The organism is Lysobacter auxotrophicus (assembly GCF_027924565.1).
Lineage (GTDB): Bacteria > Pseudomonadota > Gammaproteobacteria > Xanthomonadales > Xanthomonadaceae > Lysobacter_J > Lysobacter_J auxotrophicus.
Map to the genome: position 1 here is coordinate 1,747,233 of NZ_AP027041.1, position 17,844 is coordinate 1,765,076.

General features: G+C 67.1%; 14 protein-coding genes. 6 read left to right on the forward strand and 8 right to left on the reverse strand.

What is annotated here, in order from left to right:
- The first annotated feature begins 131 nt into the window (after positions 1 to 131).
- Genes LA521A_RS07780 through LA521A_RS07790 form a run of 3 tightly spaced genes read left to right on the forward strand, consistent with a single transcriptional unit; the run spans position 132 to position 7,883 of the window.
- Positions 132 to 1,268: an efflux RND transporter periplasmic adaptor subunit gene (locus LA521A_RS07780; RefSeq protein ID WP_281781724.1), complete on the forward strand. Its 1,137-nt coding sequence runs from the start codon at positions 132 to 134 to the stop codon at positions 1,266 to 1,268.
- A gap of 15 nt (positions 1,269 to 1,283) precedes the next feature.
- Complete coding sequence (locus tag LA521A_RS07785) at positions 1,284 to 4,757, forward strand: efflux RND transporter permease subunit (protein ID WP_281781725.1); 3,474 nt, start codon at positions 1,284 to 1,286, stop codon at positions 4,755 to 4,757.
- A gap of 12 nt (positions 4,758 to 4,769) precedes the next feature.
- Complete coding sequence (locus tag LA521A_RS07790; RefSeq protein WP_281781726.1) at positions 4,770 to 7,883, forward strand: efflux RND transporter permease subunit; 3,114 nt, start codon at positions 4,770 to 4,772, stop codon at positions 7,881 to 7,883.
- Positions 7,884 to 8,094: 211 nt separating this feature from the next.
- Here LA521A_RS07790 and LA521A_RS07795 read toward each other — a convergent pair whose 3' ends face one another.
- The 8 genes from LA521A_RS07795 to ykgO form a co-directional block, all read right to left on the reverse strand.
- Positions 8,095 to 9,300: a TraB/GumN family protein gene (locus tag LA521A_RS07795; protein ID WP_281781727.1), complete on the reverse strand. Its 1,206-nt coding sequence runs from the start codon at positions 9,298 to 9,300 to the stop codon at positions 8,095 to 8,097.
- A gap of 151 nt (positions 9,301 to 9,451) precedes the next feature.
- Complete coding sequence (locus tag LA521A_RS07800; protein WP_281781728.1) at positions 9,452 to 10,378, reverse strand: alpha/beta hydrolase; 927 nt, start codon at positions 10,376 to 10,378, stop codon at positions 9,452 to 9,454.
- A gap of 23 nt (positions 10,379 to 10,401) precedes the next feature.
- Positions 10,402 to 11,025 (reverse strand): TetR/AcrR family transcriptional regulator, encoded by a 624-nt coding sequence (locus tag LA521A_RS07805; RefSeq protein ID WP_281781729.1) that lies wholly within the window; start codon positions 11,023 to 11,025, stop codon positions 10,402 to 10,404.
- A 51-nt stretch (positions 11,026 to 11,076) separates the two neighbouring features.
- Positions 11,077 to 11,634: a GNAT family N-acetyltransferase gene (locus LA521A_RS07810; protein WP_281781730.1), complete on the reverse strand. Its 558-nt coding sequence runs from the start codon at positions 11,632 to 11,634 to the stop codon at positions 11,077 to 11,079.
- A 186-nt stretch (positions 11,635 to 11,820) separates the two neighbouring features.
- Positions 11,821 to 12,708 (reverse strand): carbon-nitrogen hydrolase, encoded by an 888-nt coding sequence (locus LA521A_RS07815; protein ID WP_281781731.1) that lies wholly within the window; start codon positions 12,706 to 12,708, stop codon positions 11,821 to 11,823.
- 113 nt (positions 12,709 to 12,821) lie between these two features.
- Positions 12,822 to 13,859 carry an agmatine deiminase family protein gene (locus LA521A_RS07820; RefSeq protein WP_281781732.1) on the reverse strand — a complete coding sequence of 346 codons (1,038 nt, stop codon included), beginning with the start codon at positions 13,857 to 13,859 and terminating at the stop codon, positions 12,822 to 12,824.
- Positions 13,860 to 13,877: 18 nt separating this feature from the next.
- Positions 13,878 to 14,207, reverse strand: coding sequence for a hypothetical protein (locus tag LA521A_RS07825; RefSeq protein ID WP_281781733.1), 330 nt, complete (start codon positions 14,205 to 14,207; stop codon positions 13,878 to 13,880).
- Between the two features lie 217 nt (positions 14,208 to 14,424).
- Positions 14,425 to 14,550: a type B 50S ribosomal protein L36 gene (ykgO, locus tag LA521A_RS07830; RefSeq protein ID WP_010342887.1), complete on the reverse strand. Its 126-nt coding sequence runs from the start codon at positions 14,548 to 14,550 to the stop codon at positions 14,425 to 14,427.
- Between the two features lie 202 nt (positions 14,551 to 14,752).
- Here ykgO and cmk point away from each other — a divergent pair, with 202 nt between their 5' ends.
- From cmk to LA521A_RS07845, 3 genes are all read left to right on the forward strand, one after another.
- Positions 14,753 to 15,445 carry a (d)CMP kinase gene (gene cmk, locus LA521A_RS07835; RefSeq protein WP_281781734.1) on the forward strand — a complete coding sequence of 231 codons (693 nt, stop codon included), beginning with the start codon at positions 14,753 to 14,755 and terminating at the stop codon, positions 15,443 to 15,445.
- A gap of 194 nt (positions 15,446 to 15,639) precedes the next feature.
- A complete protein-coding gene (rpsA, locus tag LA521A_RS07840) occupies positions 15,640 to 17,328 on the forward strand; it encodes a 30S ribosomal protein S1 (RefSeq protein WP_281781735.1) in 1,689 nt (562 codons plus the stop codon).
- A gap of 130 nt (positions 17,329 to 17,458) precedes the next feature.
- A complete protein-coding gene (locus LA521A_RS07845; RefSeq protein ID WP_158986681.1) occupies positions 17,459 to 17,761 on the forward strand; it encodes an integration host factor subunit beta in 303 nt (100 codons plus the stop codon).
- Positions 17,762 to 17,844: the final 83 nt, after the last annotated feature.

The window sequence follows — 17,844 nt, forward strand, 5'->3', positions numbered from 1 at the left end:
TTTTCGGACGCGGTGCACGACGTGGCTCCAGTCACCATGACCTTCGGCGGATGGAAGGTGACTGGGGCGGTGATATACCTACATACAACACCGGTACAAGCGCCGGTCTCAGCCACCTTGGGGTCCAATTCATGCGTCACTTCACCCGAAATCGCAGCCGTGGTTTTGCCCGCGCCGCTGTCGTCCTGCTGCCGTGCCTGTTGCTGCTCAGCGCCTGCAAGGGCGGGGGCGAGGGCGAGGCCCAGGCCAAGGCCGGGGAAGACAAGAAGGGCCCCGAAGCCGTGCCGGTCGAGGTCGCCAAGGCCTCCCGCCGCGCCGTCGCCGCCAGCTACACCGGCACCGCGCCGCTGGAGCCGGTCGCCGAGTCGCAGGTGGTCGCCAAGACCTCGGGCGTCGCGCTCAACGTGATGGTCGAAGAGGGCCAGCCGGTCCGCGCCGGCCAGACGCTGGTGCGCCTGGATTCGGCCCGCTCGCAGCTGCAGGCCGCGCAGACCGGCGCCGCGATGCGCAAGCTGGAAGCCAACTACAACCGCGCCAAGCAGATGGCCGACCAGAAGCTGCTCAGCGCGAACGACAACGACCAGCTGCGTTACGACCTGGAAAACGCCCGCGCCGCCAACCGCCTGGCGAACCTGGAGCTGTCCTACGCCAACGTCGAAGCGCCGATTTCTGGCGTGATCGCCTCGCGTTCGATCAAGACCGGCAACTTCGTCCAGATCAACACGCCGATCTTCCGTATCGTCGACACCTCGCGCCTGGAGGCCACGCTCAACGTGCCCGAGCGCGAGCTGGTGACGCTCAAGGCGGGCCTGCCGGTCGCGCTCGTGGTCGACGCGCTGCCGGGCAAGACTTTCCAGGGCACGGTGGACCGCGTGTCGCCGGTGGTCGATTCGGGCAGCGGCACGTTCCGCGTGGTCTGCTCGTTCAAGGGCGAGGGCATCCTGCAGCCGGGCATGTTCGGCCGCATCAAGATCGACTACGACCAGCGCGCCGATGCGCTCGTCGTGCCGCGCGTGGCGCTGCTGGAAGACGATGGCGATCCGGCGGTGTTCGTCGTCACCGGCGACAAGACCAAGCGCGTGCCGGTCAAGCTGGGCTACATGGACGGCTCGTGGGCCGAAGTGCGCGACGGCGTGAAGGAAGGCCAGCAGGTCGTCGTCGCCGGCAAGACCGCGCTGCGCGACGGCTCGGTCGTGCAGGTGCTCGGCCAGCCGCAGGCGAAGAAGGAAGTCGCTTCCGTCGCCAAGCCCGAAACCAACAAGAAGTAATTCCGGAGAACCCACGTGACGCAACACGCGCACACGCCCGGTTTCAACCTGGTGGAGTTCTCCACACGCCGCCGCGTCACGGTGGCGATGGTGACCCTCACTTTCGTCCTCTTCGGCCTGATCGCGCTGGGCGACCTCAAGGTCAACCTGCTGCCCGATCTGAGCTATCCCACCCTGACCGTCCGCACCGAATACACCGGCGCGGCGCCGTCGGAAATCGAAACCCTGATCAGCGAGCCGGTGGAAGAAGCCGTCGGCGTGGTGAAGGGGCTGCGCAAGCTCAAGTCGGTCTCGCGCACCGGCCAGAGCGATGTCGTGCTCGAGTTCGCCTGGGGCACCGACATGGACCAGGCCAGCCTGGAAGTCCGCGACAAGATGGAAGTGCTGCAACTTCCGCTTGAAGCCAAGGCGCCGGTGCTGCTGCGCTTCAATCCGTCGACCGAGCCGATCCTCCGCATCGCGCTGTCGCCCAAGAGCGAGGCGTCGAGCGACACCGAGGCCATGCGCCAGCTCACCGGGCTGCGCCGCTATGCCGACGACGACCTGAAGAAGAAGCTCGAGCCCGTCGAAGGCGTGGCCGCGGTGAAGGTCGGCGGCGGCCTGGAAGACGAGATCCAGGTCGACATCGACCAGCAGAAGATCGCGCAGCTCAACCTGCCGATCGACACCGTCATCCAGCGCCTGCAGCAGGAAAACATCAACATCTCCGGCGGCCGCCTGGAAGAGGGCTCGCAGCGTTACCTCGTGCGCACGGTGAACCAGTTCGCCAGCGTGCCGGAAATGCGCGAGATGCTCGTCACCACGCAGAGCGGTGGCGACAGCGCGGCCGCCTCCGCGGCGGCGCAGATGGCGGCGATCGCGGCGCAGACCGGTTCGGCCGAAGCGATGGCCGCGGCGGCCTCGGTGCAGAGCGCCAATTCCGCGGGTGGTGCGTCGGTCGCGGGCGGCATGCCCGTGCGCCTGAAGGACATCGCCGACGTGCGCCAGGGCTTCAAGGAACGCGAGGCGATCATCCGCCTGGCGGGCAAGGAAGCGGTCGAGCTGGCGATCTACAAGGAAGGCGACGCGAACACCGTCGCCACCGCCGACGCGATCCAGAAGCGCCTGGAAGAGCTGAAGCAGCAGGTGCCGCCGGACGTCGAACTGACGACCATCGACGACCAGTCGCAGTTCATCCGCCACGCGATTTCCGACGTCAAGAAGGACGCGGTCATCGGCGGCGCGCTGGCCGTGCTGATCATCTTCCTGTTCCTGCGCGATGGCTGGAGCACGTTCGTCATCAGCCTCTCGTTGCCGGTGTCGATCATCGCGACGTTCTTCTTCATGGGCCAGATGGGCCTGAGCCTCAACGTCATGTCGCTGGGCGGCCTGGCACTGGCGACCGGCCTGGTGGTCGACGACTCCATCGTCGTGCTGGAAAGCATCGCGAAGGCGCGCGAGCGAGGGTTGGGCGTACTCGAAGCGGCCATCGCCGGCACGCGCGAGGTGAGCATGGCCGTGGTCGCGTCCACGCTGACGACGATCGCCGTGTTCCTGCCGCTGGTGTTCGTGCAGGGCATCGCGGGGCAGTTGTTCCGCGACCAGGCGCTGACCGTGGCGCTCGCCATCGGCATCTCGCTGATCGTATCGATGACGCTGATCCCGATGCTGAGCGCGCTCAAGGGCCGTCCGCCGATGGCCTTCCCGGAGGAAGCGCCGCATCCGCGATGGGAGCCGAAGTCGAATGTCGGCAAGCCGCTGGCGTGGTTCCAGCGCGGTCTGAACTGGGTGCTGCGTACGTTCTTCTTCAGCATCGCCTGGGCGATCGTCCGCGTGTGGCGCGTGCTGGTGGCGGTCGTCGGTCCGTTCATGCGCAAGCTGAGCGACCTGGCGATGGCGCCGTACGCCCGCGCCGAACGCGGCTACCTGAAGCTGCTGCCGAACGCGCTCAACCGTCCGGTGCTGGTGCTCGGCTCGGCCGCGGCGGCCTTCGCGCTGACGCTGCTCGCCGTGCCGCTGCTGGGCGCGGACCTGATCCCGCAGCTGGCGCAGGACCGCTTCGAGATGACCGTGAAGCTCCCGCCCGGCACGCCGCTGCGCGACACCGACGCCCTGGTGCGCGAGCTGCAGCTCAAGCACGCGAAGGACGATGGCATCCGCGCGCTGTACGGCGTGAGCGGTAGCGGCACGCGCCTGGACGCCAACCCGACCGAGAGCGGCGAGAACATCGGCAAGCTCACCGTCGTGATGGCGAACGGCGGCAGCAAGGACGTCGAAGCACGCGAGACCGAAGCCCTGCGCGAGACGATGAAGGATCATCCGGGCGCGCAGGTCGACTTCGCGCGTCCGGAGCTCTTCAGCTTCTCCACGCCGCTGGAGATCGAGCTGCGCGGGCAGGACCTGGAAGGCATCCAGCAGGCCGGCCAGCGCATGGCCAAGCTGCTTCGCGCCAATCCGCACTACGCCGACGTGAAGTCGACGGTGGAGGAGGGCTTCCCCGAGATCCAGATCCGCTTCGACCAGGACCGTGCCGGCGCGCTCGGCCTGACGACGCGCCAGATCGCCGATGTCGTGGTGAAGAAGGTGCGCGGCGACGTCGCCACGCGCTACAGCTTCCGCGATCGCAAGATCGACGTGCTGGTGCGCGCCCGCGAAACCGACCGCGCTTCCGTCGACAGCATCCGCCGCCTGATCGTCAACCCGAACAGCAGCCGCCCGGTGACGCTGGACTCGGTCGCCGACGTCGTCGCAACCACCGGCCCCAGCGAGATCCACCGCGCCGACCAGGTGCGCGTGGCGATCGTCTCGGCGAACCTGCGCGACATCGACCTGGGTACCGCGGTGCGCGAGGTCGAGGACATGGTGTCCGAGCAGCCGCTCGGTGCCGGCGTGAGCATGCACATCGGCGGCCAGGGCGAGGAACTCGCCGAGTCGGTCAACGCGCTGCTGTTCGCCTTCGGCCTGGCGGTGTTCCTGGTGTACCTGGTGATGGCGTCGCAGTTCGAATCGCTGCTGCACCCCTTCGTCATCCTGTTCACCATTCCGCTCGCGCTGGTCGGTGCGGTGCTCGCGCTGCTGATCACCAATTCGCCCGTGTCGGTGGTGGTCTTCATCGGCCTGATCCTGCTGGTCGGCCTGGTGGTGAAGAACGCGATCATCCTGGTCGACAAGGTCAACCAGCTGCGCGAAGCGGGCGTCGCCAAGCGCGAGGCGCTGGTGGAAGGCGCGCGCTCGCGACTGCGCCCGATCATCATGACCACGACGTGCACGCTGTTCGGCTTCCTGCCGCTCGCGGTGGCGATGGGCGAGGGCGCCGAAGTGCGCTCGCCGATGGCGATCACGGTGATCGGCGGCCTGCTGGTGTCCACGCTGCTGACGCTGGTGGTGATCCCGGTCGTATACGACCTGCTGGATCGCCGCGCCGACGACTACTACGTCACCCGCGCCAAGCGCACGCACGGGGCGGTCGCCACGGGCGAAGGCGCCGCCGGCCACGCCGAGCCGGTCTGAGGAGCGCGCGAGATGAGTATTGCGGAGCTCAGCATCAAGCGGCCGGTCACGGCGATCATGTTCTTCGTGTCGCTGTTCGTGATCGGCCTCATCGCGGCGATCCGCCTGCCGCTGGAGGCCTTTCCCGAAGTCTCGCCGCCTTTCATCTTCGTGCAGTTGCCCTACACCGGCTCCACCCCCGAGGAGGTGGAGCGCACGCTGCTGCGTCCGGTGGAGGAAGCGCTGTCGACGATGACCGGCATCAAGCGCATGGACGCGAACGCGCGTGCCGACGGCGCCGAGATCTTCATGCAGTTCTCCGACTGGAACCGCGATGTCGCCATCGCGGCGTCGGAGGCGCGCGAGCGCATCGACGCGATCCGCGACGACCTGCCCGACGACCTGCAACGCTTCAACGTCTTCAAGTTCTCCACGACCGACGAACCGGTCCTGCGCGTGCGACTGGCCAGCAAGAGCGACCTGACCGGCTCGTACGACATGATCGAGCGCGAGTTCAAGCGGCGCATCGAACGCATCCCGGGCGTGGCGCGCGTGGATGTGACGGGCGCGGCGCCGAACGAGGTGGAAATCGCCATCGATCCCGATCGCCTCACCGCGCACAACCTCAGCCTCAACGACCTCAACGAACGCCTGAAGGCGGTCAACTTCTCGATCTCCGCCGGCCAGATCGACGACGGCGGACGCCGTCTTCGCGTGCAGCCGGTGGGCGAGATCGTCGACCTGCAGCAGCTGCGCGACCTGGTGATCAACAACGCGGGCGTGCGGCTGGGCGACATCGCGCAGGTGCGGCTCAAGCCACAGCGCATGAACTACGGGCGACGCCTCGACGGTCGTCCGGCGATCGGCCTGGACATCTTCAAGGAACGCAACGCGAACCTCGTCGACGTGTCGAGCAAGGCGCTGGCGGAAGTGGAGGCGATCCGCAAGCAGCCTGAACTGTCCGACATCCGCATCATCATCATCGACAACCAGGGCGACAACGTCACCAAGTCGCTGCTGGAGCTGGCCGAAGCCGGCGCGATCGGCCTGGTGCTGTCGATCGCGGTGCTGTTCTTCTTCCTGCGCCACTGGCCGTCGACGCTGATGGTGACGCTGGCCATCCCGATCTGCTTCGTGATGACGCTGGGCTTCATGTATTTCGCGGGCGTCACGCTCAACATCCTGTCGATGATGGGCCTGCTGCTCGCGGTCGGCATGCTGGTGGACAACGCGGTCGTGGTGGTGGAAAGCATCTACCAGGAACGCGAACGCATGCCCGACCAGCCGGTGCTCGCGTCGATCCTGGGCACCAAGCACGTCGCGATCGCGCTGTCGGCCGGCACGCTGTGCCACTGCATCGTGTTCCTGCCGAACCTGTTCGGCGAGCGCAACTTCCTGTCGATCTATCTCTCGCAGATCGCGATCACGATCTCCGTGTCGCTGCTGGCGTCGTGGCTGGTCGCGGTGAGCCTGATCCCGATGATCTCCGCGCGCCTGAAGACGCCGCCGGCGGTGAAGTCCGATCGCGGCATCATCCCGCGCATGCAGAAGCGCTATGCGTCCTTCCTGCGCTGGACGCTGGAGCATCGCGGGAAGGCCGTGCTCGGCATCCTGATGATCATCGCCATCAGCATCGTGCCGTTCAACCTGACCAAGAAGAACATGTTCGGTGGCGACGACGGCACCGAGACGAACATCTTCTACCAGTGGAAGGGCGCGTACACGAAGGAGCAGATGTCCGACGAGATCCTCAAGATCGAGAAGTTCCTGGACGCGAACCGCAAGAAGTACAACATCACCCAGATCTACTCGTACTACAGCGAGCAGGGCTGGGGCGGCACGCGCATCACCTTCGACACCAAGAAGATCAGCGAGTCCAAGGGCATCGTCGAACAACTGCGCAAGGACCTGCCGAAGTCGGCGCGCGCCAACATCGGCATCGGCAACCAGGGCGGTGGCGGCGGCGGTGGCGGCGGGCCCGGCCAGAACGTGCAGGTGCAGCTGGTCGGCGATTCGACCGAGACGCTGGTCGAGCTGGCCAACGACATCGTGCCCATCCTCGCCAAGCGCAAGGAACTGCGCGACGTGCGCGTGGACATCGGCGACCAGAACAGCGAGCTGTCGGTGCGCGTGGATCGCGAACGCGCGGCGTCGTTCGGCTTCAGCGCGCAGGAAGTGGCGAGTTTCGTCGGCCTCGCGCTACGCGGCGCGCCGCTGCGCGAGTTCCGTCGCGGCGACACCGAAGTGCCGGTGTGGGTGCGCTTCGAAGGCGCGGAACAGTTCGGCATGGAGGACGTTGCCAGCTTCACCGTGCGCGCGCCCGACGGCCGCACCGTGCCGCTGCTGGCGATGGTCGACGTGGCCGTGAAGCCCTCGGCGACGCAGATCCAGCGCGCGAACCGCCAGACCACGGTGGCGATCCAGGCCAACCTCGGCGACAAGATCACCGTGCCCGAGGCGCGCAAGGCGATGGAGGAGGTGCTGAAGGCGGTGGCGTTCCCGGCCGGCTACAACTACACCTTCGAGTCGGGCGCGTTCGAGGACGAGGCCGAGGCGAACAAGCAGATGATGTTCAACCTGCTGATCGCGCTGATCATGATCTACGTGGTGATGGCGGCGGTGTTCGAGTCGCTGCTGTTCCCCTCGGCCATCATGACCGGCGTGCTGTTCTCGGTGTTCGGCGTGTTCTGGCTGTTCTGGCTGACCGGCACCGAGTTCAACATCATGGCCTTCATCGGCATCCTGGTGCTGATGGGCGTGGTGGTGAACAACGGCATCGTGATGATCGAGCACATCAACAACCTGCGACGTCGCGGCTTGTCCCGCACCGACGCGCTGGTGGAAGGCAGCAAGGAACGCCTGCGCCCGATCCTGATGACGATGGGCACGGCGATCCTCGCGATGGTGCCGATCTCGCTGACGCAGACGCAGATCGGTGGCGATGGCCCGCCGTACTACCCGATGGCGCGCGCCATCGCCGGCGGCCTGGCGTTCTCCACCGTGGTCAGCCTGCTGTTCCTGCCGACGATCTACGCGATGCTCGACGACCTGCGCAACAGCACCTCGCGCATGGTCCGCCGTGCGCGCGGCAGGCAGGTCGAAGGACCGGTGGGCGGAGCGACGATCACGGCGCTCAAGGTCGACTGAAGTCGGCACCGTCCAGCAAGGCACGAACGGCGTGCAATGAAAAGGGCCGGAGCTTGCTCCGGCCCTTTGTCTTGGCGGCGACGCCTCGTGTAGCCATCCGGTTTTTGTAGCCCGGGTAAGGCCGAAGGCCGCACCCGGAAAACGTCATCGTCGTGCGCGCGAACCCGATGGCGCTTCGCTTATCCGGGCTTCAACGGCCGCAAACGCGCGATTAGTGCAGCAACCGTCCGCCGATACGGAACAGGCCCGTCCAGGCGCCGATCATCGAGCCCAGGTTGGTCAGCAGGAAGGTGAGCAGCACGCGTGCGACGCGGTTGCGGTACCAGCCGCGCACCGATTGCACGTCATCGCGCAGCGACATGAAGTCGGCGTAGGTCGGCTTGCGGATGCGCGCTTCGGTGAGTGCGCTGAACGTGCCCGTCGGCACGCCGAGGCGGAACGGCTTCAGCGGCGCGAACAACGCCGCCGTCAGGATGCTCAGCGGATGCGCCGTCGCCAGCGCGCAACCCAGTGCGGCGAAGCCGGCGGTGCAGATCACCCACTGCAGCAGGAGGTCGGCGCCCATCGCGAAACCGCCGCGCCAGATACCCACGCCGATCGCGGCGACGATGAAAGCGACGATGGCGATGCCCAGCCACGGCGTCTTGCTCTTCTTGCGGACGGTTTCGAGCTCGGTGCGGATCGTTTCCGGATCGCGCGTTTCCTCGCGCAGATGGCGCGCAAGGCCCTGCAGATGCCCGGCGCCGACCACCGCGAGCACTTCGCGCGCATCGCCATGCGTTTCGCGCAGGCGCGCGGCCATGTAGCGATCGCGTTCGGCGATCACGGCTTCGTAGAGTTCCGGGCTGTCGCTGGCGAACTCGCTGAAGCTCGACTCGAGCATGTCGCCCTGCTTGAGCTTCTCGATGTCCGCCTCGCCGACTTCCTCATCGACGAACAGCGCCGTCATGAGTCCCGCGCCCAGCTTCATCCGGCCCCAGAAACCCAGGCCCGCGCTGGCGCGCTTGAAGGTGAGGCCGACGTCGCGATCGATCAGGTGCACGGGCAGGTCGCGCTGGCGCGCTTCCAGCACCGCGCGCTTGAGTTCGGCGCCGGGCTCGATGCCGAGCTGCTCGGCGAGGCGGCGCTGGTAGGCGGCCAGCGCGAGGTTCGCCGCGAACAACGCGGTCTTGCCGTTGCGGATGACTTCCACCAGGTCCATGCGCGCCATCGCGTCGGGATCGGTGAGGGCGGTCAGGCGTTGCGGGTCCAGTTCCACCGCCACCGCGTCGAATGCGCCGCTGCCGACGGCGTCGCGTACCGCCTCGACGCTCGCCTGCGATACATGCGCGGTGCCGAGCAGCGTGTAGCGCACGCCGTCGCGTTCGACGATCGCGTGGGGCTGGCGTTCCAGCAGCGCGTGCAGCGACTCAGACATCCAGGCGCCCTTCGACGGAGACGACACGTGCAGCGTAAATCGGCATGGTTTGGGCGGTCCTGCAGCAAGACGGCGCCCGCAGGCGCCGTCGTGGGAAATCGGTTGCAGGAAGCTTAGGGCCTGACCGGGAACGGGGCAATGAAGGGCGGTCTCAGGCAACGCCGAAAGGCAGGTTGGGGGAGGACACCGCGCGCTCGCCCACGGTTTCGCCGCGCAGGAAACGCATCACGGCGCCGATCACCGCTTCGTCGTCGAGCACGCGACGGTGGCCGAGCCCGCGCGTCGTCAGCAGGCGCGAATCGGGCCAATAGCGCGCATACCGCTCGCCTTCCGACCACGGCACGTCGCGGTCTTCCAGATCGTGGACGATCAACGCCGGGCGACCGATCACCGGCGCGGTGCGGTGCGCCTGCTGTTCGTCGAAGCTCAGGCCGATGCGGCTTTCGAAATACTCGAACATCCGCCGGCAGACATTGGCGCCGATCCAGAGCAGGTCGGCGAAGCGCTCGGCGGCGGCCACCGGATCGGCGGCCGGCGCGATCAGCACCGCGCGCTCGGCTTTCATGCCGCGCGCGAGGGCGTTCGCCGTCGCGGCGCCGCCCAGCGAATGGCCGATCACCACCGCAGCCGGCCCGAAGTGTTCGGCCACCGCCATCAGGTGGCGGGTGAAGCAGGGGAGCGTCGCGCGCTCGCCCGGGCTGCGCCCGTGGGCTGGCTGATCGAACGCGACGACGGCGTACCCCGCGGCGCGAAGCCGCGGCAACCACGCCGCGACGCGCGTGCCGTGGCTCGACCAGCCGTGCGCGAACAGCACGTACGGCTGCCGCTGCGGATCGCCCCAGACGTACGCCGTGACCGGGTGGTCGTCGACGATGACGCTTTCCTCGCGTGCTTCGAAGGTCGGCGCGGCCAGCGCCCGGCTGCGCGAGGACGCCATCGGCGTGCAGAAGATCCGGGCCGCGCGGGCGACGGCGCGGCGCGGCGCCACGAGGCCGCCGATCGCAAACCACAGCCGCAGTCCGTACAGGCCGAAGAGTTTACGAACGGTCGTGCTAATTCTGGCGATGAGCGGGTACATGGCGATCCCTCCGTGGGGTGGAGTCAGGCGCGGGGAGCGGGGGCGTGGGGGGCGTAGGAGCGGAACAGCCGCTCCATCGCGCGGCGGCCACGGTCGGCAGCCGTCTCGAAGCCGAACAGGCCGGCGTCGTGGTGGACGATCAGCGCGAGGCTGTAGAGCTCGAAGGCCATCTGGTCCGGATCGGTGTCCGTCGCCAGTTCGCCGGATTCGATGGCGAGCACGATGGCCCGCGCGACTTCCTGCCGCCAGCGGCGATCGTGTTCGACCAGGCGGTCGCGCAGCGGGCCAGGGCGGTCGTCGTATTCGCTCGCGGCGCTGAGCAGCAGGCAGCTGCCTTCGGACTGCCGGACCCAGTCGTACCAGGCCTCGAGGATGGCGCGGAGACGGGGCAGGCCGCGCGGATGTTTCAGGGCCGGGCGCAGCACGTGGTCGACGAAGCGGACGCCGGCCTCATCGAGCACCGCCATCTGCAGGTCTTCGCGTGAGCCGAAATGGGCGAACACGCCGCTCTTGGACATCCCCACCGCCTGGGCCAGCGGACCGATCGACAGGCCCTCCAGACCGGCTGCGCAGGCGATGCCGTAGGCCCGGTCGATGATGGCCTCGCGGGTCGCAGCGCCTTTGCTGGTGGCGGTCAGAGCGTTCATGGCCGGAAAAATAGCACGGCCGTTCGTTTTATTATCGACCGTTCGTCGGCATCAGGCCGGGTCGGACTGAGCCCCGGGCCCGAGCGCCCGCTGCATCTGGACCGTATCCAGCCATCGGCCGTGCTTGCGCCCCAGCCCCTGGAAGACGCCGACCGTGCGGAAGCCGAGCCGCTCGTGCAGGGCGATCGACGCCGCATTGGTGACGTCGCCGACGACCGCGACCATCTGGCGCAGGCCGAGGGCGGTGCAATCGTCGATCAGCCGCTGCAGCAGCGCGCGCCCGATGCCCTGGCCGACGAAATCCGGGTGCACGTAGACGGTGTCCTCGACCGTCCAGCGATAGCCATCGCGCGTGCGATAGCTGCTGGCGTAGGCGTAGCCGGCGAACCGGCCCTCGCGTTCGGCGACGAGGTAGGGATAGCCCTGCGCGACCACCGCCTGCCAACGGCGCGTCATCTCGGCTTCGTCGGGCTCGTCGTACTCGTAGGTCGCGACGTGATCGCGGACTTCCTGCGCATACAGCGCGGTGATCGCGGAAAGATCGGTAGCGACGGCGCTGCGAAGGAGCAGCGCGGACGGGGTCGCGGCGGGGGCGGTTGGCGTTGACATGGCCCAAGCGTAACCGCGGCCATGGCTTGCGTCGCTGGTCGCGACCCGACTTTGACGTCATCCCCGCGAAGGCGGGGATCAACTGCGCATGCATCACGCCCGACGTAAGACGGGATGCCTCGGATCGATGGATCCCGCCTGCGCGGGAATGACGGCTCAGCGACGGTGCCCCGGCGCTCGCTGAACTCAATCCCGGTAACGCTTGAGCAGGTCGCCGTACGCGTCGATGCGGCGGTCGCGCAGGAACGGCCAGATGCGGCGCACGTGTTCGCTGCGTTCCATGTCGACCTCGGCCATCAGGATTTCCGGATCGCTCGTCTGCGCCTCGGCCAGGAACTCGCCCTGCGGGCCGAGCACGTGGCTGCTGCCCCAGAACTGGATGCCGGACGCGCCGAGCGGCGAGGGCTCATGGCCGACGCGATTGCAGCTGAGCACGGGCAGGCCGTTGGCGACGGCATGGCCGCGATGGCTCAGGATCCACGCATTGCGCTGGCGATCCTTCTCGGCCTGCTGGTCGTCCGGATCCCAGCCGATCGCGGTGGGATACAGCAGCAGTTCCGCGCCAGCGAGCGCCATCAGGCGCGCACCTTCCGGGTACCACTGGTCCCAGCACACCATCACGCCGAGGCGGCCGACGGAGGTGTTGATCGGCTCGAAACCGATGTCGCCCGGCGTGAAATAGAACTTCTCGTAGAAGCCCGGATCGTCCGGGATGTGCATCTTGCGGTACTTGCCCGCGACGCTGCCATCGGCTTCGAAGACGACGGCGGTGTTGTGGTACAGCCCGGTCGCGCGCTTCTCGAACAGCGAGCTCACCAGCACCACGCCGTGCTGCCTGGCGAGCGGTGCGAGGCGCTCGGTGCTCGGGCCCGGAATGGTCTCGGCGAGGTCGAACTCGCACACATCCTCGTGCTGGCAGAAGTACGGCCCGTTGTGCAGTTCCTGCAGCAGCACGAGCTTCGCGCCGCGCTTGGCGGCCTCGGCCACGCGCTGCTCGATCACCGCGAGGTTCGCGTCGGCATCGCCGTGGTTGCGCTCCTGGATCAGCGCGACGGGGAGGGTGGTCTTCTTCATCGGTTCCGGATCGAAAGCTGCGCAACGCGCGGAAGGCCTGCAATTGTAGGCCTCGCGCATGACGCGAACGAAAACGTGGGCGAAACGCAGCGGTCATGCCGCTGCGTGAAGGATCAGGCGACGACGCCCTGCGGCAACTGCATCGTGATGCAGTGGAGGCTGCCGTTCTGCCAGATGAGCGAGCGGCACGGCACCTGGACGATCTCGCGGCCCGGGAAGGCCTCGGCTAGCACGGCCTGCGCCTTCGCGTCGGCTTCGTCGCCGTATGCGGGCATCAGCACGGCGCCGTTGACGATCAGGAAGTTGGCGTAGCTCGCGGCGAGGCGGCGGCCCTCGTCGAGGATGGGCTTCGCCCACGGCAGCGGGAACAGGCGGTACGGCTTGCCGTCCCTGGTGCGCAGCGCGGCGATCTCATCGCCCATCGCCTTGAGCTCGGCGTGGTGCGAGTCGGTTTCGTCGTCGCAGGCCTGGAAGATGATGGCGTCGTTCGGCGCGAAGCGGGCGAGGGTGTCGACGTGCGCGTCGGTGTCGTCGCCCTCTAGGTAGCCGTGATCGAGCCACAGGACGCGATCCTGCTGGAGCCAACCGGCCAGCTTGTTCGTCAGTTCCTCGCGGGAAGCATCCGGGTGGCGCTCACGCAGGCACTGCCAGGTCGTCAGCAGGGTGCCCGCGCCGTCCGTGTCGATGGCGCCGCCTTCCAGAGCGAAATCAATGGATTGGCGTGCGCTCTTCGAGAAGATTCCGGCATCCGACAAGCGCTCGACAAGCAGATCGTCTTGGCTCGCATCGAACTTGCCGCCCCAGCCGGTGAAGCGGAAATCGAGCAGGCGGAAGCCGTCGCCGTCGCGCAACGTGATCGGGCCGGAATCGCGCAGCCACGTGTCGTCGTACGGCGCTTCGACGAAGCGCACCTTCGCCATGTCCACGCGCGCCGAGGACAGGCGCGCACGTGCGTACGCCTCCACGTCCTCGTCGGCCACGCACACGATCGCGTCCTGGAACCGGGTAATCGCCGCGACGAGCGCGATGTAGGTCTCTTCGACCTCGCCCAGGCGGTCGGCCCAGTCGGTGTCTGCGTTGGGCCAGGCGATCAGGACGGCCGACTGGGGTTCCCACTCGGCAGGAAAGCGTGCGTGTGCGTTCTGGTTCATGACGTCATCGGAAGGGGCTCAGCGGATGGGGGGCTTGGGGCCCACTTCCTCCGCGCTGGCCTTGTTGGCTACCGCGTCGATCACCTTGTTCTTCTCGAAGTAGACGGTGAACGACGGATAGACCCAGCGGTTGATGGTCGGCCACTGGCGCTTCTGTCCACCTTCGGCTTCCAGCTTCTGCGCGGGCGCGCCGTAGCTGGATTCCACCTGCGCCATGGTCTGGCCACGTGCAGGCAGGGTCGCCTGGTTTTCTTCCTGGACGCGTTCGACCAGCAGGGTGTCGGCCGAAGCGACACCGGACAGGGCGAGCGCAGCGAACAGCGGAACGGCGGCAATGCGATGCTTCATGGCGAGTCCCCTTCGAGCCCCCTCGTGGTAGTGCGCGATTGTACGCACAACCCCTGACGCCCCGGCAGCGCGCGGCCGTCACGTTTTGGAGGTTTGCACCGTAGAGGCCCGTGCGAATCGGGCGCGCAGGTGCAGCGGGGAACGCCACAATGCAGAAGGCCGCCCGAGGGCGGCCTTCTCGCGTTTCAGTCCGACGTAGAACGCCGGACGGGGTGGATCAGCGCTGACGCGCCTTGAAACGCGGGTTCGACTTGCAGATCACGAAGACCTTGCCACGGCGGCGAACGACCTTGCAGTCGCGGTGACGGGCCTTCGCCGACTTCAGGGAGGACAGGACCTTCATGACAGACCTCGGCTACAGGTAAATGGGTTAACGGACGAAGCCGGCGATTCTAACGGGTAAATTCCCCGCGGATCAAGTGTTTGCACGCACGCGACGGAAACAGGCATCGCCCGGGTGGGATCGGTGACGGCGCGAGGCGCGAAAACGCTTGCGCGCGCAGGCGTTTTTCCGGCCATTCGCGCCGAGCACGCATAATGCCCGCATGAACAGCCCCCATCCGAATTCCAGCGTCCCCGTCCTCACCATCGATGGCCCTTCCGGCTCCGGCAAGGGCACCATCAGCCGGCTGGTCGCCGCCCGCCAGGGCTGGCATTACCTCGATTCCGGTGCGCTGTACCGCGCCGTCGGCGTCGCCGCCGGCTGGGCCGACCTCGACCTCGCGGACCCCGCGGCCCTGGTCCGGTGCACCTTCGATACCCGGATCGATTTCCAGGAAGACCCGGTGTCCCGCGAGCTGCGGATCCTGGTGAACGACATGGACGCCACGGACGAACTGCGCACCGAGACCGCCGGCGCCGCGGCCTCGGCCATTGCCGCGATCCCCGAAGTCCGGGCCGCCCTGAAGGACCGGCAGCGTGCCTTCCGGCAGGCGCCGGGGCTGGTCGCCGACGGCCGGGACATGGGCACGGTGATCTTCCCGGACGCCCCCTACAAGGTGTTTCTGACCGCCAGCGCCGACGAAAGGGCCGAAAGGCGCTATAAGCAGTTGAAAGACAAAGGGGTTTCCGTTAATTTAGACGGTCTGCTACGGGAGATCCTCGCCCGCGACGCGCGTGATGCCAATCGTGCGGTGGCTCCGTTGAGGCCGGCCGAAGACGCCGTCCGCATCGACACCACCGGCCTTGGCATCGAAACCGTCGTGGAGCGCGTGTTGGCGTTGTTGCCTTCGCGCTGAGCATCGACCGCGGCAGAACAGCGCCATCGCGTGTCCGTCGGAACGAGGACGCGTGCTGGTTTCCTTCATAACACATGGCGCAGCTGCATCGCGCCACACAACGGGTGGGTCGACCACGCGCTGCTTGATGCCTTCTAACTCAGTTAGGCCCTGACAGCCGGTGCGGCCCGTGTGTTCAACCGAGTATTTCTTCAATGACCGAATCATTTGCCGAACTGTTTGAACAGAGCCAGACCAACCTGGCCAAGCTGAAGCCGGGCGCCATCGTCACCGGCGTCGTCGTGGAAGTCCGCGGCGACGTGGTGGTGATCAACGCCGGCCTGAAGTCCGAAGGCATCGTGCCGATCGAACAGTTCCGGAACGACGCCGGTGAAATCGACGTGGGCGTGGGCGACGAAGTCAAGGTCGCGCTCGACTCCATCGAGAACGGCTTCGGCGAGACCGTCCTGTCGCGCGAGAAGGCCAAGCGCGCCATGGTGTGGGACGAACTCGAGCAGGCGCTCGAGAAGAACGAGACCATCACCGGCCGCATCAGCGGCAAGGTCAAGGGCGGCTTCACCGTCGACATCAAGGATGTCCGCGGCTTCCTGCCGGGTTCGCTGGTCGATGTGCGCCCGGTGCGCGACTCGGCCTACCTGGAAGGCAAGGAGCTTGAGTTCAAGCTGATCAAGCTCGATCGCAAGCGCAACAACATCGTCGTCTCCCGCCGTGCGGTGGTCGAGAGCGAGTACAGCGTCGAGCGCGAGCAGCTGCTCGAGAAGCTGCAGGAAGGCGCGATCCTCAAGGGCGTCGTCAAGAACCTCACCGATTACGGTGCGTTCGTCGACCTCGGCGGCATCGATGGTCTGCTGCACATCACCGACATGGCGTGGAAGCGCGTGCGTCACCCGTCGGAAGTGGTGGAAGTCGGCCAGGAGCTGGACGTCCGCGTGCTCAAGTACGACCGCGAGCGCAACCGCGTCAGCCTCGGCCTGAAGCAGCTGGGCGAGGATCCGTGGGACAACATCGCCCGTCGCTACCCGGCCAACACCCGCGTGTTCGGCAAGGTCTCCAACGTCACCGATTACGGCGCGTTCGTCGAGATCGAGCCGGGCGTGGAAGGCCTGGTGCACGTGTCCGAGATGGACTGGACCAACAAGAACGTCAACCCGTCCAAGATCGTGCAGGTCGGCGACGAGGTTCAGGTCATGGTCCTGGACGTCGACGAGGAGCGTCGCCGCATCTCGCTGGGCATGAAGCAGGTCACCAGCAATCCGTGGGAAACCTTCGCCGCCATCCACAAGAAGGGCGACAAGGTGTCGGGCCAGATCAAGTCGATCACCGACTTCGGCATCTTCATCGGCCTGGACGGCGGTATCGATGGCCTGGTGCACCTGTCCGACCTCAGCTGGAACACCACCGGCGAAGACGTGGTCCGCAACTTCAAGAAGGGCGACACGCTGGAAGCCGTCGTTCTCGCCGTGGATCCGGAGCGCGAGCGCATCAGCCTGGGCGTCAAGCAGCTTGAGCAGGACCCGATGGGCCAGTACGTGGCGTCCAACGCCAAGGGCTCGATCGTCCGCGGCAAGGTGAAGGAAGTCGATGCCAAGGGCGCGACCATCGAGCTGGACAATGGCGTGGAGGGCTACATCGCCGCCCGCGACATCGCCAAGGAGCGCGTGGAAGACGCTTCCCAGTACCTGAAGGTCGGCCAGGAAGTCGAAGCCAAGATCATCGGCAACGACCGCAAGGGCCGTTCGATGCAGCTGTCGATCAAGGCGAAGGACGAAGCCGAGCAGCAGGAAGCGCTGGCCGACTACAACCGCGCCTCGTCGGAAGCCTCCAGCGGCACCACCAAGCTGGGCGCGCTGCTGCGCGAGCAGCTGGGCAACAAGTCCGAGTAATACCGCTCTTCGCGTAACTCGAAGGCAGCAGTAAACGAAGGCGGTCCGGCTCGTCCGGGCCGCCTTCGATATGCGGGGCTCCCGCAACCGACCGCGTATGGGGCGCGGTGGGACCAGACCCAGAGCGTGCATGACCAAGTCCGAACTCATCGAGATCCTTTCGCAGCGTCAGGCCCATCTGAAGGGCGAGGACGTGGATCTGGCGGTGAAGGCGCTCCTGGAGATGATGGGCGGCTCGCTCGCCACCGGGGAGCGGATCGAAATCCGCGGCTTCGGCAGTTTTTCTCTGCACTACCGCCCGCCGCGCCTGGGCCGCAACCCGAAGACGGGTGAGTCGGTCGCGCTGCCGGGCAAGCACGTTCCGCACTTCAAGCCGGGCAAGGAACTGCGCGAGCGCGTCAGCGGCGTGGTGCCGCTGGACGAAGCCGACTGACCTGCACGGTCGACGCATGCGGCCCTGCGCGCGCATCGTCGTTCCACTGGACCTGCGAAGAAGGTCCGTTAAGCTAAAGCAGA